Raw genomic sequence first — 25,158 nt, forward strand, 5'->3', positions numbered from 1 at the left:
GAATCTTCACGCTTCGCCCCCATCTGCCGCTCTCTTGCGTCCCAGTACCGCGAAGTCCTGCGGACCGCACAAATGCCCGTTGACGCGCTCGGTAAGGGGATCGTTGCCCGGCACCTTCGCCTCTTCCGGGTAAGGGCTGCTGCGAATGATGTCAATTTCCTCGAAGCGGTGATACTTGAGCAGGAACGAGATCGCGCTTGGCGTGATCGGATTGCGGTGCGTGAAGTCGTGATAGAAGGTGTGGCTGCCTACCAGTACGTTCTCCGGATTGGGTGTCTCGAACAGGACCGAGCCGCCCTCCACCAGCACACGATAGCTCTCCTGCACGAGCGCGAACAGATAGTCAAACGGCAGATGCTCGATGATATGAAAGCCGGTAACGGCGGCGACCGAGCCTGTGGGCAGGCTACGCAGGAAGGTAAGTGAGTCCGTGCACCGCACGTTCAGTCCCTGTGCGAGGCAGGCATCGACCATTACGCGGTTGACATCAATGCCAATCGCGTCGCGGCCGTTTTGCCTGACATAAACCAGCCATTCACCGCGACCACAGCCCACATCCACGATCTCGTGGGTCAGGCCATCTGCTCGCGGCACGCACGTCGCAAGCCAGTCTTTATAGATGGCAAGCTTTGCAAGCACACTTTCGCGGGTGCCACGATTGGCATCCTCGAACGCAAGGTAATAGGCGTCGATGGTTTCCGGCGACACTGCGGGCGTCGGAACGAGGTCCTCGCGCAACTCGACGAAGCGCTGCGATAACTGTTCGATCTGCCGGCCTTGTCGCAGCACGACCCCAACGGTGTTTTCAAAGCGGGCCCGCCATGCGGGCAGCGAGCGCCGCAGCACATAGCGTGCATAGAGGCCATCGGCAGTTCGCCCTGCACGCCGGGCCAGCCCTCCCAGGCCCACGCGTCGCAGCAACTGGTCTGCCGCCGCGGCAGCAATAAGGGCGCTTAACCTCGACACCGGCACTGCAACACGACGCCCCTCCGCAGACATGCGCAGCTTGGCCAGCACGACGAGCCGGCTAACTCCGCGCGCAATCTGCTCCATATAAGTGGCGCGACCCGTTGCATCAGCTTCACGCGCCAGCAGGAGCCGGTATGCACCGTCCACGAACTCCTCGTTGTCAGTAACGAGCAGGTGTTCAATGGCATTCCGCCCTGCAAGGTCGGCGGCACCTGGCACCGGCTCGAAGGCGGAGACCGGACGATCCGGGGCGAGCGTATTGCCCGTGTCATCAGGGGAGGCATGCGCGGCCGCCTCGGCCTTGACACGCGCAATCAGATCTTGGAGTACCGCGTTGGTCATAGTTCTTAAAACGTGGGTTCTACGAAGTTTCGTACCGGGGATTGCTCAAAACGGACTGGCACATAGCACAGTCCGGAAAAAGGAACGTTGCTGAAGCCGGCGATCTCGAACGCCGCAGCAGCATCCCACCAGTGCTGGCAATCATGAATATGGGTATCGTCGGAATGCAGTGCGACGGTCACCGTATATTTGCCAGGGGCGAAATTCAACGGCAGCGAGAAGCGGCAACTTACCCGGCCGTCGGCCGAAAAGTGTGCCGCCTCGCGAAGCAGGGCGGTGTTGGTGCCGAAGACGTCCTGACCAAAGCGGTCGCGAATGAGAATCCCGACGGATAGCTCGGCAGTCTGTTTTGACTCGCATTCGAGTGCGATAGTGATTTCTTCGCCGGACGCAAAGCGCGTTGCGGGGCCAAGCCGGTTTGACAGCACCACGTTGCGGATGCGCGTGCTCAACGCGCCGTACGACTCGGGCGTGGACTCATCCTTCTGCGGCGCGTCGTCATCGATCCCGGCAATCAGTCTGTAGTAGATCTGCGCGGCCTCGTCGGGCAACCCGTCGTACGCGATGGTGCCCTCCGAAAGCAGAATCGCCCGATCGCAGAGCAGCTTTACCGAATTGATGTCGTGAGACACGTATAGGATAGAGCCACCCTTATCGCGGAATTCGCGAATGCGCTTCAGGCATTTCTGCTGAAAGCGCGCATCGCCCACTGCCAGTGCCTCGTCGACAATAAAGCAGACGGGGTCCGCGTGAATGGCCACGGCAAACCCGAGCCGCATGACCATTCCGGACGAATAGGTCCGCAACGGCGCGTCAATGAAGCCGGCCAACTCGGAAAAAGCAACGATCGCGTCGAATCGTTCCTCGATCTCCGCGCTGGTCATCCCAATCAGTCTTGCGTTCACGGCAATGTTTTCGCGACCCGACAGACTGCCGTCGAAACCGGTGCCCAACTCCAGCAGGCCGGCGATGCGTCCACGGCGTTCGATCGTTCCAGCATCGGGCATCAGCACACCGCTCACCAGTTTGAGTAGCGTGGACTTGCCCGCACCGTTTTGTCCCAGCACGCCAATCGCCTCGCCCTGACCGAGCGAAAACGAAATGTCATCGAGGGCAACATGCACGCGATGCCGCGTCTTTCCGAAAAGGCCTTCTAGAAGGCGGTCAGCGGTCCGGTTGTAGATCTTGAAGCGCTTCGATAGCCGTTGGACCTCCAGCACCGGCGAACCTCTCTGCACACGACCTGTCACAGCGTATCCCTCAAATCCGATTGCAGCCGGTCCAGCAGCAGGCGGCTCGCGAGCAGACTGACGCACGCGGCCAGAGCGAGTCCGATTAGCTCCTTTGCTGGCGGATACTGATGCCACACGACGATGCCGTGCACGGCATCGATGGCCCAGAAGATCGGACTCAGGTGCATCGCCTTTGCGGCCCAAGCCGGCAGGATCGATGCGAGATAGACCACCGGTGTCAGCCAGAACCCGAACTGCAGGAGTATGTTAAGGACGTTCTTGATGTCAGGAATAAAAACGTCGAGAGTACCGAGGATGATGCCAACCCCGTACGCAAACGCGCTTAGCAACAGCGCGATGACGGGCAGTACCAGCCATTGCACACCGATTGGGTGACCGATAATTATCAGGAAGACGGCGAAAAAACCCATGGTAATGCCGTAGACAGCCCACTCGGCGAGCACGATATGAAGCGGCATGATCCATAGGTCGACGCTGATTTTACGGATCAGGTGCGCCTTTGAGCCGTAAACAGGCGTCAGCCGGTTCAGCAGGTTAGCGAAGAGATTCCATGTGAGAAGCCCGCCAATCAGATAAACCGTATACAGATAGGGATCCGCGTCCGCGCCAATCCGTGTGCGCATGAAGCGGGAAAACACAGTACTGAACAGCACGACAAACGTCAAAGGCTGGATCAGCAGCCACGCGGCACCGAGCGCGTTTTCGCGGTGCCGGTCAATGAGATCCTGGCGCGAGAGGAGCAGCACATGCGCAAGACTGGTTCTTAATGTATGCATGAACAGATTGAAGGTGGGCATACGCCTGTCCCGTCTGAAGCTCTCAGGCGACGATCTGGCGATAGACGGCAAGGGTTTCGTCGGCAGTACGCTGCCAACTGAAGCTGCGGGCACGAACGCTTCCGGCTGTGATCAGCCGTTCGCGCAGCGCGCTGTCGTCGATGAGAGCCTGCATGGCTTCAGTAAAGCCTTCGACATCGGCTGCGTCGCGCATGACCGCGGCATCGCCCGCCACTTCCTGCAAAGCGCGGGCCGTCGAACACAGCACCGGGACGCCGGATGCCATTGCTTCTAATACCGGCAGTCCAAAGCCCTCATAGACCGACGGATATACCATCGCAAGTGCGCCCGCAGTCAGGACCGGAATGTCATCGTCGGATACATAGCCCAGTCTGCGCACGGAACCCTCGCGCAGGCCATGCTCCAGCGCGAGGTGAAGTGAGTCGGTCAGCCACCCCTCCACACCAATGAGAGTCAGCGGGAAATTGCAACGCACCGCGACCGGCAGGCGCGCATGTGCTGCGAGCACGGTATGAAGGTTCTTGCGCGGCTCGAGCGTGCCCACTGCAGCGAAATAGTGGCCGTGCACGAGGCCGTACCGTGCCAGTACCTCAGAGGTCGCATCGGAAGAATGCGGCCGGAAGCGCGTCGAGACGCCGTTATAGACGACTCTGATCTTATCGCGCTGCACTGGAAAACAGGCCTGCAATTCATCGCGCACAAAATCCGATACCACGATGATCCTGTCGGACTGCTCGAGAGCGCGCGGAAAGTTGGCACGCAGAAGCGCGAGGCGATGTGCCGGATGGTACTCGGGATAGCGTACCCAGGATACGTCATGTGCAGTAATCACCGTGGGGCCGCGAAACCGGAACGGAATGAAGTTCGGATCGTGATAGACCTGCGGGACACGCTGCCGCCGTATTCCCGAATCAAAGCGGTACTGTTCGACATGCGGCATGAAACGGTAAATGCCGGGCACGAACCGGCGCGCAAAGCGCTTGGCACTCCCCGCCGCCGCCGTACGCAATGACCTTTCCCCTCCCCCCCCGGCGGAGGATGTGACGGCACCCTTCTCACGCGATGTAGACCAGTGCGTTCCATAGAAAAACCGCACCTGATGTCCCCGTTGCACAAATTCTCGGGCGAGATGTGACGCGTATTGCCCAATACCGGTTAGAGGCGTAAGCAACGCACGCCCTCCCATTGCGATATTGAGCTGCGCGTCGGAATTATGATTTGTGAGCATCGGCTGCCTGCAAAGAGGGGATTCTGGAAGCAGCGCAAGTATCGGGCTTGTTTTCCTGAATTGATGTGACAGCCGTCACATTTTTGCCGGGCTCGATGGATCAGAATGAGCGCCTTCGCAAGGGGCCGACGCTGCGGTGTCGAATAACCAACAGATCAAAATTGCAGACCAGTCGGGAGGTGTCGCGATCAGCTAGCGCGGCAACAGCAAATGACCAAGAAAGTCCGGGTACCGTCGAACGAAATCATTCAGGCGCTGCTGGGTTACCGTCGTGTGTTCCGCACGGTGGGGATCTTCAGCATGCTCATCAACGTGCTGATGCTCGTGCCGTCGCTCTACATGCTGCAGGTCTACGATCGTGTTCTGCCCAGCCGTAATGGCGTCACACTCGCGATGCTCACGCTGATGATGCTGGGCATGTATGCGTTCTCGAGCGTGCTTGAGTACGTACGCAGCTTCATCGTGATACGGGTGGGCGGCAAGCTCGACATGCATCTGAACAGTCGCGTGTACACGGCGGCGTTTGAGACGAACCTCAAGCAGCAGGGCGTCAATGCAGGTCAGTCGCTCAACGATTTGACCACGATCCGCCAGTTCGTGACGGGCAACGCACTGTTCGCGTTCTTTGACGCGCCGTGGTTTCCCATCTACCTGGCAGTCATTTTCCTGTTCAACGTCTGGCTCGGCGTGTTTTCGCTGGCGGGATCCGTCGTTCTCATCGCGCTCGCTATTGCCAACGAACGGGTCTCGCGTCGTCCACTGGCCGAAGCAACCGCGCTGTCGATCCGCTCGAGTTCGCTTGCGACCGCGAACCTGCGAAACGCCGAAGTCATCGAAGCCATGGGCATGCTGCCCAACCTGATGTCGCGCTGGTCGATACTGAACGCCGGCTTTCTGGCCCGGCAGGCGGAAGCCAGCGAGAAAGCCGCGATGGTCGGCAATGTCACCAAATTTTTCCGCCTGTCGCTGCAGTCGCTGATCCTGGGACTGGGCGCCCTGCTCGCGATTGAAGGCAAGGTGTCCCCGGGCATGATGATCGCCGGCTCGATCCTGATGGGCAAGGTTCTGGGCCCGCTGGAAATGGTGATCTCGGTCTGGCGTCAGTGGAGTGGCGCGAGAAGTGCATATGACCGCCTCGTCGATCTGCTCGAGACCAACCCGGTGCGCCGTATCGGCATGAGTCTGCCGCCCCCGACAGGTCGCCTGACGCTCGAGGCGGTGAGTGCCGCGGCACCGGGCTCGCGTCTGCCTGTGGTGCACGGCCTGTCGTTCAACATCGACGCGGGCGACATCGTGGGCGTTATCGGGCCGAGCGCCTCCGGCAAGTCCACACTCGCTCGGCTCATGGTGGGCGTATGGCCCGCCGCTGTCGGAACGGTGCGACTTGACGGAGCCGACATCTACCAGTGGGACAAGGATCAGTTGGGCCCGCATATCGGTTACCTGCCACAGGACATCGAACTGTTTGGCGGCTCAATCGCCGAAAACATTGCGCGCTTTGGCCAGATTGAATCTGACAAGGTCATCGAAGCGGCAAAGCTCGCGGGCGTTCACGAGATGATCCTGCGTTTGCCGCAGGGCTATGACACGCTAGTGGGTGACAGGGGAGCCGGCCTGTCCGGCGGCCAGAAACAGCGTATCGGACTGGCCCGCGCGTTATACGGCGACCCGTCTTTTATCGTACTCGATGAGCCGAACTCGAATCTCGACGAGACGGGCGAGGCAGCACTGAAGCAGGCGATCGAGCGCCTGCAGGCCGCGGGCAAGACCGTTGTCCTGATCACCCATCGCACGAGCATCATTGCGGCGACCACCAAGCTGCTGCTCCTGGTGGAGGGTCAGCTCAGGATGTACGGCCCGACTGCACACGTGCTGGCCGCGTTGCAGAACGCTCCGGCCCAGACGGCAACTGCACAACCTGCCGCCGCGGGCCCGACCCAGCCCGAACATCCCCAACCGTCCGCCGCTGACACGGCGGAGGCGACCGTCTGATCTGCAGGGTTTCCATGTTCAATTTTCAAAGCAGGAAGGCGGCGGTGCCCGCCGTCGAGGTGCTCGGCACTGCATTGCCGCCCGTGGTTGATGTCGACGAATCGCGATACGTGAAACTCGGCTGGACGGTCGTGCTGGTGGGCATCGTAGGTTCGCTGCTATGGGCGTCCTTCGCTCCCCTCAGCAAGGGAACTGCAGTTCAGGGTACGGTGGTCGTGACCGGCAATCGCAAGACAATCCAACATCCGACGGGTGGCATCATCCGCGAGATTCTCGTGCAGGACGGTGATGAAGTGAAGGCAGGCCAGGTGCTCGTCAGGATGAACGACGTTCAGACGAGGTCCCAGGCCGCCACCGTCCGTTCGCAATACCTGACAGAGCTCGCAATGAAGGCACGCCTCGTCGCGGAAGCGACTAACGCGAAAGAAATAGCGTTTCCGCCCGAGCTGATGGATCGTGTCGCAGCGCATGACGAAGAGGCCGAAGATGACGTCAGGCTGCAACAGCAACTGCTGATCACACGCCGGCTGGCACTGAAAGCGTCGGTCGGCGCGCTGGCGGAAAACATTGCGGGCTATCGCGCCCAGCTGGCAGGCCAGAGCGACTCCCAGGTACAGCAACTGGCAGAACGCAAGACGCTGCAGGACCAGCTGGCCGGCGTGCGGCAGCTCACGAGCGAGGGGTATGTGCCGCGCAGCAAGCTTCAGGACCTTGAACGTCAGGAGGCCGCCCTCAATAGCGACATCTCCAGACAGACTGGCACCACTGGACAGCTGGCAAGCCAGATGGCCGAAGCACGCCTGCACATCGCGCAGATGCAGGAAGACTACATGAAAGATGTCCGCACCCAACTTAGCGAGGTGCAGCGCGACACCGGGGCCCTGAAAAGCCGTCTCGCTGAAAGCGAGTTCCAACTCGCCAACACAGAGGTCCGCTCTCCGGTCGACGGAACGGTTGTGGGCGTAAACGTGTTCACCGACGGCGGCACGGTCGCAGCAGGCGCGAAGCTGATGGAGGTGGTGCCCAGCGGCGAGCCGCTCGAAGTGGAAGGCCAGTTGCAGGTCAACCTGATCGACAAGGTTCACAAGGGTCTGCCGGTCGACATGATGTTTACCGCCTTCAACCAGAACAGTACGCCGAAGATACCGGGCGTCCTCACCTTTGTATCGGCAGACCGTCTGGTGGATGACCATACGGGCGCACCGTACTACCGGGTTCGCGCCAAGGTGACGCCGCAGGGCATGAAACTGCTGCGGAATCTGAACGTGAGGCCCGGGATGCCGGTTGAGATGTTCGTCAATGCCGGCCAGCGCTCCATGCTCAGCTACCTGCTCAAGCCGCTCATCGATCGCTCGCACACCGCGTTGACGGAGGACTGACGTGCAACGTGTGCTTATAACCTTGAGGGGACGCAGGTCGATCTCCACCTGTTCACGCCGGCTTATCCGTACGGCGCCCCAACTGCATGCTATCGCGCTTGCAATATCGTTTAGTGCAGCGCTGATCGCACCGTGCGCGGCGCACGCACTCAGTCTGGCAGAGGTCTATGACGCTGCGCTAGGTCACGATCCGGTGTTCGCAGCAGCGGCAAAACAGAAAGAGGCCGATGATGCCAACGTGGCAATTGGCCGCTCATACCTGCTGCCGAACGTGTCGGCGAACTACGCCAAGTACCGCGATGTGACCGGTACGACGTATTTTGGACAGCCACAGGGCGACGTTTCAGTTCACCAGGTCTATGGAGCGTATTCCGAGGGTCTTTCACTGCGCCAATCCCTGATCAACTTTGAAGGCATAGCGCGTTACCGTTACGGCAAAGCAACAGCTCTCGCTGGCGATGCGACCTTCGACGACCGCAAGCAGGAACTGCTCGTGCGCGTGCTGGGCGCCTATACGGATACCGTCTTTGCTCAGGAGCAGCTATCACTCGCAACGGCCCAGAAAAAGGCGTTTGACGAACAGTTCGCCGGCAACCAGGCGATGTTCCGGAACGGCGAAGGCACGCGCACGGACATCCTGGAGACCAAGTCGAAGTCGGAACTCGCACAGGCAGACGTAGTCGACGCGCGCGACGCTGTCGACAATGCAGCGCATACACTCGAGGCAATGACGGGCCTGCCGGCTTCGCTCGACGTCGCCGGTCTTGACCGGCTGAATGATAACTATCGGCCGACGCTGCCCTCGCCCGTTGGCTTCGACGAATGGCGGGATATTGCTCTTGAGGACAACGCCCAGCTGATCGCCGGACGGCACTCTCTGGAGGCCGCGCAGCAGCAGGTGAAAATTGTGAAGGCGGGCTTTTATCCGCGCGTCGATCTGGTCGCCAGTATCGGCAAGAACCAGTCTAATACGGTGGAGACCATCGGCCAGCGCTATCTGACCAAGGCGATCGGCGTGGAGGTGACGATACCGCTGTATTCAGGCGGCCTTGTGCAGGCCTCGTCGCAACAGGCTCAGGCTAACTATGAGCGGGCGGAGCTCGAGTTGCAGGACAAAACCGACAAGGTGTTACTCGACTTACGCAAACAGTACAACGTGTGCGTCAGCAGCCTGACACGCATCAGTGCGCTCGAGAGTGCAGTGGAGTCCGCCACCGTGCAGATTACGGCGACGAAAAAAAGCGTGCAGGCCGGCATGCGCACGAATCTGGACGTACTGACAGCGACACAGCAGCTATATCAGGCCAAGCGGGATCTGGCGCGCGCGCGCTATCAGTACCTGCTGGCCGAGCTGCAACTCAAACGTGCGGCAGGGACGCTGACGCCACAGGATCTGTATGAAATCGCGCAGTGGTTCGTTCCATCTGCCCAGATGGCGAACGTTACAAGGTCGATGCCGCTCGTACACTGAACATCGACACCCTGCCCGCTCGGTTTTCCGCGGTTGGGCGGGATTCTGGCACCGCCTCGCCGGTGCGGCATGCCTCGACGGCACCGCATGACAGTCGCTGCTGAGTCGGCGCACTCAGCAGCGGCAGGTGTACTGAATCTGCGGCGATGTGGTCTCCCCGGCCGCCCATCGTTTCATCTGCTCAGACGGGGTCTTCTACCGACCCCAGTCCGATGCAAGCGCCCTCCTCCGCAACGAACCTTGCATTGCCGCATTAATGAGCGGACAACCGTTGCCATTTAACTTCAAATTGTGCCCGTCCGCACAATCTTCCGTCGACACCTGCTCTAAATTAGGGGACCTTTTGCGCATCAGCTAAGCGGTTGGTCAGCTTGCTGCTGCGCACACTCCTTGAAATAGACCTATGGCATCTCATTCGAACACCAAGGAAAGAGCGTCACGCAAGCGATGCGGTCCGCAATGCTGCATTGTCGGCTGGACCATTGAGCCGGCCTCAGTGCCGGGCCATGTGCATCTGTCGTTCTCCGTGGCTGGCCAGTCAGGTGACCGCGTCCGCTCATCAAGCACGCGACATTACCTGTTGCAATGCGAGCGGATAGTGGATCTCATCCGGGAACTCAACGGTACACTGGAACACTCCAACGCCAGTTGGGTGCTAGAGGAGCAGGCATCTGAAGCCGGATCACAGGTTCTGGCAGATCCGACGTCTGAGCCAGACGCTCGGGAGCAAGACTCATCCGGACTGCCTAGCCACTTTCTCCTCGGCGCCTATGGCCTCGTCGGTAACTAGTCGCGCAGGTGAATGTATTAAGCGGCCGCTCTTTGCGTTACGCAGCATTCATTGGCTTCCAGCTTTCCCCGTAAATCCCTTTGCGACGACCACATCGCGTTCCCGGAACGTCTTCTGGACGCATGTAAGTGGCGCGTTTTTCACGCTTTGCATAGCGGCTAAATTCGCCGCTGGTGAGAGCCTTTTCGATTACGTCGACAGCAAATTTTTCGATCTGTGATATCCGTCACAAGAAATAACGGGTCATTGAATTACCATGGACACTGAACGTGGGCTTTTTAGCTTTAGCCCGCGTTCACCCCGGTCGGTCAACCGGAAGGTCTCGGATTACCTCAATGGCGGCTGACCGTAGTGATGGTCGCCCGTCCGCACTCTCGGCAGGACGGAGGTTTTGCGCCCACGTACAACACGTGGGCTGCTTTTTCATTTCCGGCTCCATGAAATCGGTGCGCTGTCCGTCGGCGTAGAACCGCTTTACCATAAAGAATACTGCGCCGGATGCTCCCGACGTGCACATCTGAAGCGGAGTGCCGGCACCAACGCGCTTTTCTGTCTCTTAGCCTCCTCATTTCCCTAGGCTGCTGGTATCTGGAGCGAGGCGACGGATTGTTTCTCTTCATCGGCGACCGAAGCACTGTGAAGGCGCCCGCCGATCCGGGGTAATGCCCTGCCAACTCTATCTCTTCAGGCGTGCGACCCCTCTGGAAGTCTGCATTTCCTCGTCTGACTCGTTCGCTTATCTCTTTCATGCGCTGCGTCCGAAACTTTCATTAGCTATTTGCGAATTTGTGAGCCACATCACACATTGCCTGCGCCGGACATGGAAAATCCGCAATGCGTTGTCGGTGTCGTGGGCTAGGGACTTATTGCCAGTAATAGGCAAGTCGGCTCCTGCCACAGCATGGAATTGCCGACGCGTCACACGTGTGATTCAGATAAACCTTTATTGGGAATGTTCAAATGGCCGCATTGTCCTACGCCGAACAAGTACAACAAGCATATCTGGCCTATTACGGCCGCCCCGCTGACCCGGCAGGTCAGCAATACTGGGTTAACCAGCTGACCGCTGCGAACGGCAACCTGAATTCGATCATCAACGCATTCGGTAACTCGGCTGAGTCGACCGCTCTCTATGGCGGTTCGAGCACGGCTGCGCAAGTCAACGCGATCTATCAAACGCTGTTTGGTCGTCCTGCTGACGTGACCGGTCTGAACTACTACGTGAGCGGCATCGTCAACGGACAATTCACGCTCGCTTCGGTCGCTCTGAACATCTACAACGGCGCAACTGGTACGGACGCAGCAGAACTGACTGCAAAGCTGGGCTACGCTGACTCGTTCACCGCAGCGCTGACCCAGTCGGCTGCTGGTCAAGTCGCTTACTCGGGCAACGCAGCAGCGAACAACGCTCGCGCAGCGGTCGCATCGGTTGTCGACTCGACTTCGCAAGCTACGGCAACCGCAGCTCTGTCGACGACGGTCGCAAACATCGGTACGGGTGCGGTAGCACAGACGTTCACGCTCACTACGGGTGTGGATACGCTGACGGGCACGAGCGGCAACGATGTGTTCGTCGCTGACAACACTGCAGGTGCTGGCAAATACGTTTCGGGCGTCGCCGACAGCATCAATGGTGGCTCTGGCAACGACACGCTGAAGATTTACAGCGATGGCGCGGCTGCAGGCCAAGTGCTGCCGACACTGAATAGCGTCGAAAGCGTCTGGATTAACAACGCTGGCGCGAGCGTGGATGTGTCGAAGGTCGTTGGCGTGACGTCCTTGACCTTGGACGCCGCAGCAGCATCAATCACCGCTACTGTCGCTAATCAGAGCGTGACGCTGTCGAACGACACGACGAACGGCCGCACCTACACCATCGCGTCGACGACGGACACGGCGGAATCGGTGACGCTGAGCAAGGTCGCGAATGCCACGGCAAACACGCTGGACCTGAACGGTTCGAAGGTCGCAACGTTGAACCTGACGGCAACGGGCGCCGCTGACGCCATCACGCTGACCAACACTGGCGGTGCTCTGACGACCCTTAACATCTCGGGTGACCAGAAGCTGACGTTGACGGAAGGCCTTGCTGGTTTGAAGACCATCAACGCTTCGACGGATACCGCTGGTGTTTCGATTATTGACACTGCTACGGTAGCTTCGTCGTTTGCCTTCACGGGTGGCTCGGGCAATGATTCGTTGAGCATCACGACGGCAAGCCTGGATGCCCTGACGTCTGGTTCGCAGCTCAACGGCGGTGCTGGCACCGATACGCTGGTCATCAGCGATGCTGGCACACTGGCAACGGCCGACTACACCGCGCTGAACGCAGCGACTGGCTTTGAAGTCTTGGGTCTGGGCGGCTCTGGCGCAGCTGCTGTTGATGCTTCGAAAATCACGGCAACCTTCGCTAACCACTACGCAGTCTCGGATACCGGCGGCGTGACCATCAGCAACCTGGCCGATGGCGCCACCGTTGACATCACCGCTGCCGTCGGCGCTGATTCGTTCGGTGCGGCAGTTGGCGCACAAACGTTGAACCTGAATATCGGTACGACTACATTGGCAGGTTTCGCTAACATCGGTACGCAGACTGTGACCGGTTTCTCGACCGTCAACCTGTCGTCGAACGGCACGTCTGCTAACGGTGCATCCCTTACTCCGGTGACCTTTGCTAACAGCGACAACACCAAGTTTGTGGTGACGGGTGGCGACGACCTGTTCATGAAAGTGGCTGCTGCGACGGCAACGGGCGACAAGATTGACGCCTCGGCCTTCACGGGCGCGTTCACGCTGACGGCTGACTCCGGGAAGGGTGACGTAATCCTCACGGGTTCCGGCACGACGACCATCACCGAAACCAGCACGACGAAGGCAGATACCATCACGCTCCTGGCTGGTCACACGAAGGTCAATACGCTGGTCCTGTCCGCGCAGTATGCACAAACCGACGTGGTCAACAACTTCGTCCTCAACCAGGACGTCATCAAGGCGGGTACAGCTCTGACGGCCGGCACCGAGTTGGGCGCTGTCAAGGGCATGGTCGCTTCCGCTTCGTATGCAAATGCTGCTGCCTTTATCACAGCTGCAGAAGCACTGTCTAGCGGCGTTGCAGGTCATACGGTCGCGTGGTATGACGCCGCGAACAACAACACGTATGTGGCTGAATTCGGCGCTACCGCTGCTAACTCCGCTCATATCGTAGAACTGGTCGGCGTGCACGCGACTGCGGTTGGCACGGCAGCTGCAACCGGCACCGTTCTCGTCGCCTAACTGTCTTCCGGTATGTGCGCCGCCCACGCAAGTGAGCGGCCTCCGTGAAAACAGAGCGAACCCCGTCTCTCACAAGGAGGCGGGGTTTTTCGCTTTAATGAGAAGGTCCTTTTCCGAGTAATTCCATGTCCCTACCCGAATACATCACCCTCAACGGCACGAACTACACCACCGCCAAGCTGTCCGCAGAAGCCCACGCGCAGGTCCAGAACATCCAGGTCGTCGATGCCGAAATCGCCCGCCTGCAGCAGCAACTGGCCATTGCGCAGACGGCCCGCAATGCCTACAGCAACGCGCTGGTGACTGCCGTCAAGGGTGGTGCATCCGAGGTGCGAGCCCCCGAGAAAAAGCCACGTTCGCCACGCAAGCCCAAGGCGAAGGCCAAGTCCGAAAAAGGCGGGCCAGGCTGACGGACCTTCGAAGCGCTGCGGCACGAGGAGTGACAGGCCAACCTGGATAACCCAAGCAAAGTTCTCCCCAACAACCACTAGCGCCTCTAACCATTCCACCTCATGCACGATATGCACAGCATCAATCGGAGCCAGTCGCTTGACTACGAGGCACACATGCTAGCGCTATGGAAGACGAACTGGATCCTCATCGGCACCCTGAAAACCATTCAGGGGAGTCTATCCCTGGACGATCCGCAGCAGCGTGCCATCTTCGACCGCATTGAGGAGGCGCTCGGACGAATATGAATCAGACGCTACAGGCACCAGTCCACGGCATGCGGGAGAACGCATGATGCCGCCATTACTTATCCCCGTAGGGCGCTGGAAGGTTCACGCCGAATCAACGAGCGAACAGGCCTCCGTTCATCTTTCCGGCCGGGCGCTTTCAGGTTCTCTCATAAGCGACCTCAGACAGCACGAAGTTCAGCTGACGCCAGACCAGGCCCACGAGCTGATTTCCGGACTGAATCTGGCACTGCTGGAACTCGAGCTGCAGCGCACTGCCGATCTGGCCCGGCGTGCCGAGGGCGCCGAATAGCCGCCGTCATCGCTCCCGGACAAACATGTCAGACGCAACGAACCTCACGCCGGTGGCGGAAGACGCCCACGCTTCTTCGCACGTACCGGTCCACGACTGGCAGATTGACTCGACGAGCGCGCATATCGCAATGCGCCTGTCCGCAGAAGGGGTATCGGACGGTTCTATCGCCGCTGGCGAACACGGCTTCCGGCTGGCGCCGGAGCAGGCACGCCAGATGATGCGCGACCTGAGCGCAGCGGTGTTCGCTTCGGACGTAAAACGGCTCGCTGAGACTGGCAACGAAGGTGTCCATCAAGACCGGCCGCACCTTGGCACGCGAGTGCATGATCGACTCCAAAGCAAATCGACCGTATCCAGGGAGTAGTCAGTGAAGAAAACGACGCTACGGACGCTGATCAGAATACTCGGCGTTATTTCTCTACCGGAGCTTTTACTGAAAGGCGCGGAACTTCTTGGTTGGCCGATTTCCCCGATCCAGGGAGCGCCGCTGTTCTGGTCACTCGTCGGGTGCGCAATCTGGGCCTGGTCGGAACTCGATTGGAGACGCGAGGCGAGGATCGAAGACAGCCAGCGCAATTCTCAGTCGTAGCTTGATCAGGTTATGCCGCCATGTCACGACGCCGACTCGGGCAACGGCAACTGTGCTTGCATGTGTAGAAGTCTGGACTTGATTCGACAGCCGCTGTCAGTCGTCGGTCTCAGTTCGGCCATAATCGGTCACTCTAGTGTGTCTCGTGAAGCGTCGACAATCTTCAAAAAACACATCCAGTTTGAGAGGTTTTCGATGCGTTGAGCCTTCGTGCAAATTAAAGAATTGTGAAACTTGGCCGATAACTACGACGTTGACGCAAGATTTTCGTTTCGTTGGAAAATGGTTGCGTACGCACACATAACCACATAACAACTCATCGGCGAAGTCAAGAATGGATGATCGGCTTACAGCTACGCACTTTTCATGTCGATAGGGCGCTTGTTGCGCTTCCGCCCAGCGGAACTTGCCCTCGACGTAGGAACGGCAAACACGCGAATTCATATCTCCGGGGCCGGCCTGGTCCTGAGTCAAGCATCTGTGCTGTGTACTCATGGACGCGACTCGTTAAGAGCGGGCGGGCGTCCGACAGTGTCCGTGGGTGACGAAGCCAGGAGAATGCTCGGCAGGCTGCCGCAGAACATCGAAGCCATCACGCCAATCCGGGGCGGCGTCATCTCGAACTTCCCGGCAAGCGAGCAGATGATCCGGCAATTCGTGCGTCACGCCCGCAAAGGCCGACGGCTGACGAACGCGGCACGAATCACCGTCACCGTCCCGGGCGGCGCGACCCAGGTGGAGCGCCGCGCCTTTAAGGAAGCGGTGCACGGTGCCGGTGCGTCCCACGTTGCGTTGTTCGCGAGGCCGCTGGCCGCAGCCCTCGGCGCCGGACTCGCCATCTCCGAAGCGACGGGTTGCATGGTCGTCGACGTTGGCGCCGGCACGACTGAGATCGGCGTCATTGCGCTCGGCAGCGTCGTGCGCGGGGCATCCGCCCGCGTGGGAGGTGACACGCTTGACCAGGCCATCGTCAACTACGTTCGCCGCACGCACGGTTTGCTGATCGGCGAGCACACCGCGCAACGAGTCAAGCTGGAGATCGGCAGCGCACTTCCACCCAAGGACGATCTTTTTACGGGCGTGATCGGCCGCAGCCTGGCCGAAGGCGTCCCGCGCTCCATGACACTATCGAGCCAAGAGGTATATGAAGCGTTCATCGAGCCGCTCGATCAAATCGTGTCACTGCTAAGACGCGTTCTGGAGAGCACCCCGCCGGAGCTTGCAGCCGACATCGCCGATCGCGGGTTCATGCTGACCGGCGGGAGCGCCATGCTGAGAGGCCTCGATCAACGCCTGCGCGAGGAAACGGGACTGCCCGTGGCGGTCGCTGAACAACCGATGACGTGCGTTATTCGCGGCACCGGGCTCGCGATCGATACGCTCGATTCTCACTTCTTTGCGTAGCGGACGCACCAACACACATCGCCTCGAATTTTCTTTAGCGTATTTCTCTGAATCAATACACGGCCATGCGACACACACGAACCAAATCGCTCCGCTTCACCGCATTGACATTGGCGTTAACCGCAGTCCAGATGCTGTCCGGCGCCCATGCTAACGAGGCCGCAGCTGTTTCGGGCGCTTCCGATGCGACTGTACAGGTGCCGTTAGGGCAGTCAGTCGGCTCAGCTCCCGCAAATCTGTCCGCGACGGCCGCATCGGCTAGCGAGCAAACGGGCGGTGACATTTCGACACTCACCCAACTTGTCCAACAGGGACGAGTGACGCCGCTTCGCTCGACGGTGGCTGGCAACTACAGCGCGACGCTGTCATTTTTCGGTCGCGATCTAGCCTACTATGTCGCGATTTCGCAGCAAAATACTTACTGGCGGGTAATCACAACGCAGAACAAGAAACGGGCTGATGCAATATACGCCGACTTTGTGGCGCAGGCCGAACGCCTGGCCGCCGCGCAAGAGAGGAGCGCTGAGCTGGCAGCGCAGGAAGTAGCGACCCAGCGGTTGATCCAGCAGGCGCAAATCAAGGCACAACAGCTACAGGCGGACGCCCAGATCGCTCAGACGCAGCGAGACGAAATCGCCACACAGCAAGCGCAGGCCGCAGAGCAGGTCAAGAACCTGAAGGCCGAAGATCAGGACGCGCGCAAGAAGCTCTCGCAAATCAGGCGTCAGGTTGTTGGGCTGCAGATCGCGTCCAATTTGGGGCTCCCGCCGGAACATCCGGCACGATTGCACAAGACCAGAAAACACGCTCAACACACCAAAAGCGACACGTTGGCGACGGCGCAGTGAACCATGCGGATTCGAGGGTGCGTGAAGAGCCGCCTCATGGCGTCAGAACCCCGTGGCTGCTGCGCAGCAACCTGGCCTATTTGCGCGATGCACAGGCGGACGCGGAAACGGAATTCACCTGAAACAAAGAATGTCCGATCCCTTTGCGCACCGCGACGGATATGGTCACGACGCCTTCTTTGTCAACGACGCAAAGTCGAAACGCCAGCGCCTGATCGTGCGGTGTCGGTATGCTCGTGGCTGCTCCCGAAATACATGGAGCGTCACCCTGGCGAGCTGGATGCCATTCTGCCCATTGCATGAGGCGGCACGACGACCAGAAACGGGCCTTCGACATCTCCGCCCGGATTGTCGACAATCCGAAGTGTACGAGTTCATCGGCAAGCAAATGGACACTCTGCCGAGCACGTTGGCGATCTGAGGGAGCGCCTTGTATGATCCATCCTTGGCCCGATTACGCTGAGCTGTAGCGGATCCGTCGTTTTACCAGAAATGGGGAGCCTGTCCGCATTTTTGTGTGCGAGGCGGTTAGCGGAGTTACCCGCGTGCGTTGGTAAAACGCTCTCCAAACAGAATAGCGAACTGGTTCATGGCGGAGGACCAGTCGAATGCCGCCCGTACAGACTTCGCCAGCACGTTGCGCAATGCCAGCCACAATAGCTTGATGGCGGCCTCGTCGTTGGGGAAGTGGCCGCGGGTCTTGATGATCTTGCGTAGTTGCATGTTCAGGCTCTCAATGGCATTCGTGGTGTAGACGACACGGCGTATGTCGGGCGGAAACACGAAGAACGGTGTGACGTTCTCCCACGCCCGTCGCCACGACTGCACGATGGTCGGATACTTCGCGCCCCATGGCCCTTCGGCAAAGGCCTCCAGGGCCTGCTGCGCGGCCTGTTCGTTCGCGGCGGCATAGACCGGACGCAGCGCTGCGGCGACGCCTTTGCGGTCCTTGTAACTGGCGTATTCCAGGCTGTTGCGGATCAGGTGCACGATGCAGGTCTGCACGGCCGTGCGCGGGTACGCCGTGCCGATCGCCTCGGCCAGCCCCTTCAGGCCGTCGACCACCGCGATCAGGATGTCCTGGCAGCCCCGGGTCTTCAGTTCATTGAACACCTTCAGCCAGAACTTCGCACCTTCGGTCTGCTCGATCCACAGGCCGAGCACGTCGCGCTGGCCGTCGGCCTGAATGCCCAGCGCCAGATACACCGCCTTATTGCTCACCATACCGTCACCACGGATCTTCACGCGCAGCGCGTCGAAGAACACCACCGGGTACATCGGCTCAAGTGGACGGCTTTGCCAGGCAAGCGTTTCGGCCATCACCTCATCGGTGACCGAACTGATGAAGTCGGGCGAGACCTCGGTGCCATAGCTTTCGGCCAGAAACGCCTGGATCTCGCGCACGCTCATGCCGCGTGCGTACATGGCAATGATGCGTTCGTCGAAGCCCGTGAAACGGCGCTCGTGTTTGGGAATCAGGATCGGCTCGAAGCTGCCTTCACGGTCGCGCGGCAGATCGACCCGCACCGGGCCACGCTCGGTGATGACTGTCTTGCCGCTGGCGCCGTTGCGTTCATTGGTCTGCTCCGCAGGCTTGGGCTGGCCGGGCCGGTAGCCCAGATGCATGTTCATTTCGGCGCCCATCGCGCGCTCGATGAGCGCCTTGTTGAACGCCAGCATCAGGTCCTGAACCTCGGCGGGCGTCATCGGACCCTTCACCAGTTCATCCAGCAGCGCTTCAGGCAGTTCAGGCAGCGGCCCGCGGGCCGCTGCCTGAGACGCGACGGTGCGTTTCTTTTTCATCGGCATATCCATGACCTTGATCCCTCATGATATGCCCCGCCCACGAAATTACGGATAGGTCCGAAATGGGTGGGACTTTTTCATGTCAATGTCGATGTTCACAGATGTCGACAAAGCCCCCCATACCCGACTCACTCCTATAAAAACTATCCGCGTGACCTTAGCCTCACCCAACCTGCACCCAAAGTCCCGTTATTCGCCGCTGCTGCCGATCGACTGTCTCGCCGCGGCGATCCTCATAACGCTGGTATGGTCAGTCCTGTCGAACAAACCGTTCTCTGCCGATGGCGCATCGTTCTTCATTGAAATCCTGCGCTCACGCGATGTGAGCCATATCGCGTGGTCGCGACAGTTTTCGTACGACCTAGGCCAATGGCCGATAGTGCTTGCGCTTCACTGCGGCCTGGAGAATGCCACACTGCTGCGCTTCATTTTCGGCCTCGGCTATCTGTTGCCGTTCATATTCGCCTATCTGATTGTGCGCATGCAGGTAAAAAAAGGTGCGCCCGTCGCGCTGCTACCTGCCTTTCTGTTCGGCATGCTGTCAATTACACTTCCGAACGACTTTCTGTTGATCGGCGAAAGTCAGTTTCTGTTACCGCTCGCGTGGCCCATGCTCGCGTACTTGTTGCAGCCGGGCCGGTTTTCAGCGACCGCGTGGCTGCTGCCAGTCGCACTATCTGTGCTGCTCACGCGCATGTACGAAACCCAAGCGGTCACACTTGCGCTCTTCGGATTGATCCTGCTAACCCGTTCACGCGCGCACCTGACTGCTCTTGTTCGGCAGCAACGTTACGTGACACTCAGTCTGCTAGGCCTGTGTATTGCGCTATGGGCGCTTGGTGCTGCAATCGCTGCGTACTGGATCATTTATCCACGTGATCTGGCCAACCGGGGTGCCTTCCTGCATGGGATCCAGCACACGGGGCAGAACCCGGTACTCGGCGCGAGCATGCTCGCAGCGTTGTGCTTTGTTATCGGGCTGCGAAAACCCAAAGCACGTGCAGCGCTGGGTACGGTGCTGGTCGCGATCAGTTATCTATGCTGGCGCGAACGGTTCGATCTCTTTAATGCCCACATCAGCTTCGACTCGCGCGTGCTGACGCTGCTATGGTTGCCACCGCTCATTGCCCTCAGTGTATGGGGGGGCGAAGCGCGCAAAGTCACGTTCGGCGCAGCACTGTGGTTCGCTGTGGTGTCCATTGCACCATTAGCCGTCGATCTGGCCGGCACCGACGTGTGGCGCGATTATGCAGGCCAGGTCACGGACTGGGCAGCCAGACGCGACGACGGACTGGTACCGGCCAGCGTGCATCGGCTGGACCAGCACCCAGCCAGTTGGAACTGGACATTTCCGTCTTTGAGCATCGCGCTGGGTGCACCACACGTTGGTTCAGTGCTCGAAAATGCCCCCGACGTTGCATGGCAGCCGTTCAACCCAGCGACCGAATTGCCTCTTGCTGCGTTTGCTGGCTATCGCGGGACGCTGGCACGCCGATAGGTGCGTAATCTTTGTGCGGGGTTGATTCTCCAGTGACCAGTTTCTCGAATATCCTTGACCGGTTCATTGCTCGATGGATGACCGCTTACGGTCCGTTTAAATGGCCGTTCGGGGTGGGGTGCCGTCTTTCGCCACTTGCATGGTTGAGCAGCCTTCGCAGGATCTGACGGTGCCTGTCCGATGACGTCCCGACTTGTACATTGCATGACAGGCAACAAGCCGCCATAAAACGCCTTGTACCGCGGATCGGCCATAGTAACCGTGTGCTGATAAGGTGCCCAGTCGGTCGGCGGCGGACGGGACATCGCACGCCAGTGATCCATGCGACAAGTTGCTTCACGGCACGCTTCGGCTAGCGGTTATACAAACCGATCGCCTATCGATGCCGTTCGTCTATTAAGCGGCATGGGGAGCCATAGGCATTGCCGGCGCGTCCACGCGCGCCGGCCCTGATCAACCCCCGTTGTCGCCGCGATGGCCGGATCAAGGCCATCGCCGGGAAACCTCGACTATCGCTCAGGCAGTCGCAGGGCCATCGAGCCGTACGTCCAGCGCGTGCTCAACGGCGAAAGGGTCGAGTACGAGGTTGGAGCGACGCTTAACGGGAGTCGACGTGTCCTGCGTGGTGTGCTGGTGCCGCGTCGCGTGCACGATCAGTCTGCCGACGGGTACTACCTGCTGGTGCAGGATGTGACCGAACGAACGGCGTTGCTCGATCGCCTGCGGCATCAGGCGTTCCACGACGCGCTGACCGGCCTGCCTAACAGACGCTCGTTCCTCGAGAGGCTGGATGAGGCGTGCGCAGCAGGTGGCGACGGTGTGGCTGCCATCATGTTTATCGATCTGGACGGCTTCAAGGCCGTGAACGATACATACGGGCATCAGTGCGGCGACGAAGTACTGGTTGAAACCGCGCGCCGGATCAGCCGTTGCGTGCGTGGCGGGGATCTGGTCGCGCGGCATGCCGGGGATGAGTTCACGGTGCTGCTGACCGGCCCTGCAATCGATCGTGCTGCACTGGAGAGAATTGCACGTGCAATCCTGCTGACACTGAGCCAGCCCGTAACGATTGGGGCGGAGGTCATCCAGTTATCGGCCAGTATTGGCATGCTGCTGCGCGGCCAGGCAGCGTCATTGAGCGGGGAAGCCTTGTTACGCGCGGCGGATGCCGCAATGTATCGTGCGAAGGTCGCGGGCAAGGCGCGTATAGTCGTGCATGAGCTTCACGATTCACGGATCGGCGTGCCGGGTTGAGATCAACGCCCGTCTCATGCGTGCTGAACCGGACCGGCCAGCTTTGCGCCGCATCGCGATTCATCGGCGCACAGGGCGCCTAGTGTCGCGACCGCCTTATCGAGCCGTGCCGACCACGGGTATCCATAGTTCAGACGCACACGGTGTCGGAAGGCGCCATCCGCAGAGAAGATAGCTCCCGGTGCGACGCTGATGCCACTATTGAGGGCAGCCTGGAAGAGCTGTATCGAGTCTACGTGATCCGGTAGCGCCACCCATGTGAAATAGCCGCCGTCAGACCTTGTCGCCATCGTATTGGCCGGGAAATACCGGCTGATCGCGTCGAGCATCTGCGACTGCTGAAGGGCCAACTCGCGACGCAGTTTGTGCAGGAAACGTTCATAGCCGCCATGCTCCAGATAGTCGGCGATCGCGCGCTGCGCCGGCATGCTGGCCGATAGACTGGTCATCCATTTGGCACGTTCCAGCCCACCCGCGAACCTTCCGGCTGCCGCCCAGCCGATACGATATCCGGGCGCAAGGCATTTCGCGAACGATCCACAATGGATGACAAGACCTTTCCGGTCGAAGAATTTGGCCGGACGCACCGGGTCCGGGCCAAAGTGCAGCTCGTTGTAGACGTCATCCTCGATGAGCGGTATGTCGTGTCTGGCGAGCAGATCAACCAGCGCCTGCTTCCTGGAATCGTCCAGTGTCACCCCGGTCGGATTGTGGAACGAGGTCATGAACCAGCAGGCGCGAACCGGATGTTGCTGCAGCGCACGCGCGAGCGCATCCAGATCATGCCCCTCCACCGGGTCAACGGGAATCTCCACTACGTTAAGTCTCAGACGCTCGATAGCTTGCAGCGCCGCATAGAACGTCGGCTTTTCGATCACGATCACATCGCCTGGAGCGGCGAGCAACTGGGCGCTTAGCGTCAGGGCTTCGAGTGCACCGCTCGTAATGATGATCTCGTCGACTGGCACCGTCATCCCTGCAATCAGGTAACGCGACGAAATCTGCTGGCGCAATCCTTCGTACCCCGGCGGCAGTCCGTCAACCATGCTGGCCAGGTGCGTTGAGCGATTGACAGTCGCGCACGACTTTCCGACGCGCGCCATTGGAAACAGCGCAGGGCTCAGGAACGCTGAACCAAATGGGACAGTGTCGGGCTGCCTGATCGTCTTGAGGACCTCGAAGACGAGGTCGGCGATATTGACGGTCTTCGGGTCGGTACCCAGCGAGGTTTCGGCGCTTTGACTCGGTGATTCTCTGGAAATCGACGACACGAAATAGCCGGAACGCGGGCGCGCCTTGACCATGCCCCTATTTTCGAGCAGGTAGTAGGCGCGAAATACCGTCGCGGGGCTCACGCCCCATGCCTTGCACGCGGCGCGAACCGAAGGAATACGCGCGCCGGGTGGCAGATCACCGCGCTTGATGAGCTCGCTGAGTTGGTCGGCTAACCGCTCGTACCGTTTCAACTTGTGCTCCTCACAGAAAACACCACCGCGGACATCGGACCCGCCCCGCTAGCACATACACCCACAGTTAAAAGATAGCTACTTTTCGATCTGATACGGCCTTTCTTTCGCAATCTGCTTCTATTGCGGACGCACACACGCTGGCAAAGTGCGCGCAGACCGGTTCCACTTGCTTCGATGTTTCGCGTACGCGTAGCGGTCCGATCGACAACGGTTTTCAAGCCTAATTCTCTTAGCGATAAATCAATGGCATTGGGGTTCCCGGCATCAACTATCAGGCGCAGCGCCTTCATCGCGCTCCGTCGTGCCTCAAGACAAGGGTTGGCAGCCGTCCTGGTCATCTGCGCAGGCACCTCGCTCGCTCTTGCAGGTCCGGCCAGCACCGGTTCCAGTCGCATTCTTACGTTTGAAAACGACGTCTGGAAACAATTGACGGACTGGCTGGCTGGTCCACCAGCGCCCCCGGTTCGCTTCGGCTCAGCCTGCGCGTTCATTGCGCAGTTGCCCGTTGCTCCCGCAGCCCTTGCGGGACCGGACGCAGGCCCGATGCCCTTGCTGACTAACACTTGCGATTCCCTGGACGACATGCGTGCCGATGCCATCGGCACCGCTGCTGCAAGCACCAGATCGGCACCGAACGTTATGGCGCTGCTTAGAGACCTGCCGTGGCAAACCCGCGACCACGCTGCGGCAGTGCGAGGCGGCTTTCTGGCCTCTAACGCGGTGGCCGGTATCGCTTCGCGGGCCGACCGGTCGGAGCAGTCGCCGGAAGGACTAACGATGTCGCCCCCGGATTGCTCATCGGGTACGGGTTGTGAAACGCGAGCGATCTCGCCTTCGAGCAGCACCGACACACTCGACTCGGTGCAGCCTTTGGCGAGCCCTGCTACGCAGCATATTTCAGTATCGACCATATTGGACTTTGCATTGTGGCCGCTCCTGGTGGCCGTCCTGGTCGTTGTTGTCGGTTGGGCCCTCAAAAGGTGGTTTCGCCACGACAAGTCGCTGCTGCGTGCTGCGCGTGCAGGCCTGCGTCGCGGCGAGTTCCATGTTGAGTACCAACCCGTCGTTGGCGTGAGGCGCGCCAGGTGCGTCGGCGTCGAAGCGTTGTTGCGATGGGACAACCAGAAGTACGGCGCGTTGGGCCCGGCTCACTATATGGAGTTCATTGATAACAGTAGTTTGATCGGACCGATGACGCGATTCGTCCTGTCGCGTGCCGCTCAGGAGCTGCGGGAAATCGGCGCTCCGAAATCGCTCTACCTCGGCGTTACCGCTCCCGCTTCTTACCTGGTAAGTTCCGCCTTCATTGCAGACCTGGGCGACATTGGCTCCCTCGGTCTTCCACCGCTAATACTAAAGATCGGAGCAGGCAGCGCGAGGAAGTTCAAAAAACGTCTCATCCCTATGATGGCGCAGGCGCGTGATAAAGGAATACGTTTTGCCCTGTCGGCCGTGCGTCCCACTGACGTCGGACTTGAACTGCCGGCAGACATGACCTTTGAGATGGTGAAGATTGACAGGGACGTGCTGGGAATGGATCCCGATGAGCGCTCCAGACAGCTCAATGCGTTGACGAGCATGGGCCATGAGATCGGCGCCGTGGTCGTGGTCGAAGGCATTGAAAACTCGGCGCATCACAACGTCGCGCGGGCGAGCCGTGCCGAGTTTGGTCAAGGGTTCTTCTATAGCCGTGCACTCGGCGCCAGCCGGCTGAAGGTATTTCTGGAGGCCGCCAACGCTCCGTCCTCAAAGCCGGCGGGAGCCGCAACCGTGCTCGGCTGGCGGGTTCGAAATTTCTAAATG

At 59.8% G+C, this 25,158-nt stretch carries 20 protein-coding genes; 14 read left to right on the forward strand and 6 right to left on the reverse strand.

Annotated features, from left to right (window positions below; translation table 11 throughout):
* Positions 1-6: 6 nt before the first annotated feature.
* The 4 genes from B0G82_RS23885 to B0G82_RS23900 are packed head-to-tail and all read right to left on the reverse strand — an operon-like array spanning position 7 to position 4,589.
* On the reverse strand, positions 7-1,311 hold the full coding sequence (locus B0G82_RS23885) for a methyltransferase domain-containing protein (RefSeq protein WP_116146022.1): 1,305 nt from the start codon (positions 1,309-1,311) through the stop codon (positions 7-9).
* A 5-nt stretch (positions 1,312-1,316) separates the two neighbouring features.
* Entirely contained in the window at positions 1,317-2,531 is a 1,215-nt protein-coding gene (locus B0G82_RS23890; protein WP_241974815.1) for an ABC transporter ATP-binding protein, read from the reverse strand.
* A 26-nt stretch (positions 2,532-2,557) separates the two neighbouring features.
* On the reverse strand, positions 2,558-3,361 hold the full coding sequence (locus B0G82_RS23895; RefSeq protein WP_241974816.1) for an ABC transporter permease: 804 nt from the start codon (positions 3,359-3,361) through the stop codon (positions 2,558-2,560).
* Positions 3,362-3,383: 22 nt separating this feature from the next.
* A complete protein-coding gene (locus B0G82_RS23900) occupies positions 3,384-4,589 on the reverse strand; it encodes a glycosyltransferase family 1 protein (protein ID WP_116146025.1) in 1,206 nt (401 codons plus the stop codon).
* A gap of 210 nt (positions 4,590-4,799) precedes the next feature.
* Here B0G82_RS23900 and B0G82_RS23905 point away from each other — a divergent pair, with 210 nt between their 5' ends.
* From B0G82_RS23905 to B0G82_RS23950, 11 genes are all read left to right on the forward strand, one after another.
* The gene (locus B0G82_RS23905; protein ID WP_121309263.1) at positions 4,800-6,581 is read left to right on the forward strand and encodes a type I secretion system permease/ATPase; all 1,782 of its coding nucleotides are present in this window, start codon (positions 4,800-4,802) and stop codon (positions 6,579-6,581) included.
* Positions 6,582-6,595: 14 nt separating this feature from the next.
* Positions 6,596-7,960, forward strand: a complete 1,365-nt coding sequence (locus B0G82_RS23910) for an HlyD family type I secretion periplasmic adaptor subunit (protein WP_121309264.1) — start codon at positions 6,596-6,598, stop codon at positions 7,958-7,960.
* A gap of 1 nt (position 7,961) precedes the next feature.
* A complete protein-coding gene (locus tag B0G82_RS23915; RefSeq protein ID WP_199730164.1) occupies positions 7,962-9,431 on the forward strand; it encodes a TolC family outer membrane protein in 1,470 nt (489 codons plus the stop codon).
* A 1,750-nt stretch (positions 9,432-11,181) separates the two neighbouring features.
* Positions 11,182-13,494, forward strand: coding sequence for a DUF4214 domain-containing protein (locus B0G82_RS23925; protein ID WP_121309266.1), 2,313 nt, complete (start codon positions 11,182-11,184; stop codon positions 13,492-13,494).
* 125 nt (positions 13,495-13,619) lie between these two features.
* Positions 13,620-13,904, forward strand: a complete 285-nt coding sequence (locus B0G82_RS23930; protein WP_121309267.1) for a DUF6447 family protein — start codon at positions 13,620-13,622, stop codon at positions 13,902-13,904.
* A gap of 156 nt (positions 13,905-14,060) precedes the next feature.
* Positions 14,061-14,192, forward strand: a complete 132-nt coding sequence (locus B0G82_RS41110; RefSeq protein WP_277872794.1) for a hypothetical protein — start codon at positions 14,061-14,063, stop codon at positions 14,190-14,192.
* 43 nt (positions 14,193-14,235) lie between these two features.
* The gene (locus tag B0G82_RS23935; RefSeq protein ID WP_116146036.1) at positions 14,236-14,484 is read left to right on the forward strand and encodes a hypothetical protein; all 249 of its coding nucleotides are present in this window, start codon (positions 14,236-14,238) and stop codon (positions 14,482-14,484) included.
* A gap of 25 nt (positions 14,485-14,509) precedes the next feature.
* Positions 14,510-14,851, forward strand: a complete 342-nt coding sequence (locus tag B0G82_RS23940) for a hypothetical protein (protein ID WP_116146037.1) — start codon at positions 14,510-14,512, stop codon at positions 14,849-14,851.
* Positions 14,852-14,854: 3 nt separating this feature from the next.
* Positions 14,855-15,076, forward strand: coding sequence for a hypothetical protein (locus B0G82_RS39495; RefSeq protein WP_147439566.1), 222 nt, complete (start codon positions 14,855-14,857; stop codon positions 15,074-15,076).
* 366 nt (positions 15,077-15,442) lie between these two features.
* A complete protein-coding gene (locus B0G82_RS23945) occupies positions 15,443-16,480 on the forward strand; it encodes a rod shape-determining protein (RefSeq protein WP_199730165.1) in 1,038 nt (345 codons plus the stop codon).
* A gap of 131 nt (positions 16,481-16,611) precedes the next feature.
* Entirely contained in the window at positions 16,612-17,328 is a 717-nt protein-coding gene (locus tag B0G82_RS23950) for a DUF2968 domain-containing protein (RefSeq protein WP_158608189.1), read from the forward strand.
* Between the two features lie 537 nt (positions 17,329-17,865).
* Here the strand turns inward: B0G82_RS23950 and B0G82_RS23955 are convergent.
* Positions 17,866-19,131, reverse strand: a complete 1,266-nt coding sequence (locus B0G82_RS23955; protein WP_121310804.1) for an IS256 family transposase — start codon at positions 19,129-19,131, stop codon at positions 17,866-17,868.
* Between the two features lie 82 nt (positions 19,132-19,213).
* Between B0G82_RS23955 and B0G82_RS23960 the strand changes: the two genes are divergently transcribed.
* Positions 19,214-20,632: a hypothetical protein gene (locus B0G82_RS23960; protein WP_147308716.1), complete on the forward strand. Its 1,419-nt coding sequence runs from the start codon at positions 19,214-19,216 to the stop codon at positions 20,630-20,632.
* A 474-nt stretch (positions 20,633-21,106) separates the two neighbouring features.
* Positions 21,107-21,886: a sensor domain-containing diguanylate cyclase gene (locus tag B0G82_RS23965; protein ID WP_277872795.1), complete on the forward strand. Its 780-nt coding sequence runs from the start codon at positions 21,107-21,109 to the stop codon at positions 21,884-21,886.
* 14 nt (positions 21,887-21,900) lie between these two features.
* Here B0G82_RS23965 and B0G82_RS23970 read toward each other — a convergent pair whose 3' ends face one another.
* Positions 21,901-23,352 carry a PLP-dependent aminotransferase family protein gene (locus B0G82_RS23970; protein WP_121309269.1) on the reverse strand — a complete coding sequence of 484 codons (1,452 nt, stop codon included), beginning with the start codon at positions 23,350-23,352 and terminating at the stop codon, positions 21,901-21,903.
* A gap of 246 nt (positions 23,353-23,598) precedes the next feature.
* Between B0G82_RS23970 and B0G82_RS23975 the strand changes: the two genes are divergently transcribed.
* Complete coding sequence (locus B0G82_RS23975) at positions 23,599-25,155, forward strand: EAL domain-containing protein (protein WP_121309270.1); 1,557 nt, start codon at positions 23,599-23,601, stop codon at positions 25,153-25,155.
* The last annotated feature ends 3 nt before the right edge of the window (positions 25,156-25,158 follow it).

Source organism: Paraburkholderia sp. BL17N1 (assembly GCF_003634175.1).
Taxonomy (GTDB): Bacteria; Pseudomonadota; Gammaproteobacteria; order Burkholderiales; family Burkholderiaceae; genus Paraburkholderia.

Bases quoted from the DNA above. Each gene is read 5' to 3' on its own strand.
- B0G82_RS23885 (WP_116146022.1), bottom strand. From the start codon at position 1,311: ATGACCAACGCGGTACTCCAAGATCTGATTGCGCGTGTCAAGGCCGAG.
- B0G82_RS23895 (WP_241974816.1), bottom strand. From the start codon at position 3,361: ATGCCCACCTTCAATCTGTTCATGCATACATTAAGAACCAGTCTTGCG.
- B0G82_RS23900 (WP_116146025.1), bottom strand. From the start codon at position 4,589: ATGCTCACAAATCATAATTCCGACGCGCAGCTCAATATCGCAATGGGA.
- B0G82_RS23905 (WP_121309263.1), top strand. From the start codon at position 4,800: ATGACCAAGAAAGTCCGGGTACCGTCGAACGAAATCATTCAGGCGCTG.
- B0G82_RS23910 (WP_121309264.1), top strand. From the start codon at position 6,596: ATGTTCAATTTTCAAAGCAGGAAGGCGGCGGTGCCCGCCGTCGAGGTG.
- B0G82_RS23925 (WP_121309266.1), top strand. From the start codon at position 11,182: ATGGCCGCATTGTCCTACGCCGAACAAGTACAACAAGCATATCTGGCC.
- B0G82_RS23930 (WP_121309267.1), top strand. From the start codon at position 13,620: ATGTCCCTACCCGAATACATCACCCTCAACGGCACGAACTACACCACC.
- B0G82_RS41110 (WP_277872794.1), top strand. From the start codon at position 14,061: ATGCTAGCGCTATGGAAGACGAACTGGATCCTCATCGGCACCCTGAAA.
- B0G82_RS23935 (WP_116146036.1), top strand. From the start codon at position 14,236: ATGATGCCGCCATTACTTATCCCCGTAGGGCGCTGGAAGGTTCACGCC.
- B0G82_RS23940 (WP_116146037.1), top strand. From the start codon at position 14,510: ATGTCAGACGCAACGAACCTCACGCCGGTGGCGGAAGACGCCCACGCT.
- B0G82_RS23945 (WP_199730165.1), top strand. From the start codon at position 15,443: ATGTCGATAGGGCGCTTGTTGCGCTTCCGCCCAGCGGAACTTGCCCTC.
- B0G82_RS23950 (WP_158608189.1), top strand. From the start codon at position 16,612: ATGCTGTCCGGCGCCCATGCTAACGAGGCCGCAGCTGTTTCGGGCGCT.
- B0G82_RS23955 (WP_121310804.1), bottom strand. From the start codon at position 19,131: ATGAAAAAGAAACGCACCGTCGCGTCTCAGGCAGCGGCCCGCGGGCCG.
- B0G82_RS23960 (WP_147308716.1), top strand. From the start codon at position 19,214: ATGTCAATGTCGATGTTCACAGATGTCGACAAAGCCCCCCATACCCGA.
- B0G82_RS23965 (WP_277872795.1), top strand. From the start codon at position 21,107: ATGGCCGGATCAAGGCCATCGCCGGGAAACCTCGACTATCGCTCAGGC.
- B0G82_RS23975 (WP_121309270.1), top strand. From the start codon at position 23,599: ATGGCATTGGGGTTCCCGGCATCAACTATCAGGCGCAGCGCCTTCATC.